Origin of the sequence: Methylobacterium sp. WL116, assembly GCF_008039455.1 — a bacterium.
Lineage (GTDB): Bacteria > Pseudomonadota > Alphaproteobacteria > Rhizobiales > Beijerinckiaceae > Methylobacterium.
This window is the reverse complement of sequence record NZ_VRUV01000988.1, coordinates 1-815: the sequence shown is the minus strand read 5'-3', so window position 1 is coordinate 815 and position 815 is coordinate 1. Positions and strand designations below refer to the sequence as shown.

Annotated in this window: 1 protein-coding gene and 1 pseudogene; both read left to right on the top strand. The window is 77.8% G+C overall.

Annotation, left to right across the window (positions count from 1 at the left end):
- Window positions 1-507: pseudogene (locus FV223_RS28955) on the top strand (single-stranded-DNA-specific exonuclease RecJ); the annotation flags it as partial.
- An 86-nt stretch (window positions 508-593) separates the two neighbouring features.
- The coding region (locus FV223_RS28950; RefSeq protein ID WP_147730038.1) for a hypothetical protein at window positions 594-815 on the top strand (222 nt) is incomplete at its 3' end.

Genomic DNA, 815 nt, shown 5'->3' with positions numbered 1-815 from the left:
CGCGCCGCCGTCGCGGCGGGTCTCGCGACGAAGGGCGGCGGCCACGCCATGGCCGCGGGCGTGACTCTCGCCGGCCCCGACCTGACGCGCTTTGCCGCCTTCCTCGCCGCGGACCTGGCGGACGCGGTGGCGCAGGCGCGCGCGGTCGAGGCGCTGCTCGTCGACGGCACGGTCAGCGCCGGCGGCGCCACCGCCGAGACCGTCCGCCTGATCCAGCGCGCCGGCCCGTTCGGGCAGGGGGCGCCGGAGCCGGTCTTCGCCCTGCCGCGCCACCGCATCGTCGATGCAGGCCTCGTCGGCCACGGCCATGTCCGTGCGCGCCTGCGCAGCCGCGACGGGCAGGCGGTCGGCGCGATCAGCTTCCGCAGCGCGCAATCGCCGCTCGGGCAGGCGATCCTGGCGGGCATCGGCTCGGAGTTCCACGTCGCCGGCACGCTCGCCTGCGACCGCTGGCGCGGGGCCGAGCGCGCGCAGGTCCGCATCTGCGACCTGAGCCCCGCCGCGTGATCGCCGCCGCCCCGCGCGATGCCGGTCCGTCCGCTCTCGCGACATCGTTAACGCGGCGTGGAGGCGCGCGGCCCTAAGCTGCGCGCATGCGCTCCTTCCTCCCCGCCGTCGCCCTTCTCCTCGCCGCAGCGCCGGCGCTCGCCGGCGGGGCCGAGGAATTCTTCATGGGCCGCCCGCCCTCGGCCGGCGTGGTGCAGGGCGGCGTCTTCGGGGCGGGCGGCTCGGACTACCTCGGCGAGATGCGCGACGAGCGGTTCGCGGCACCGCGCGCGGTGCGGCTAACCGCGCGTCGCGCATCTCGCCGAGGT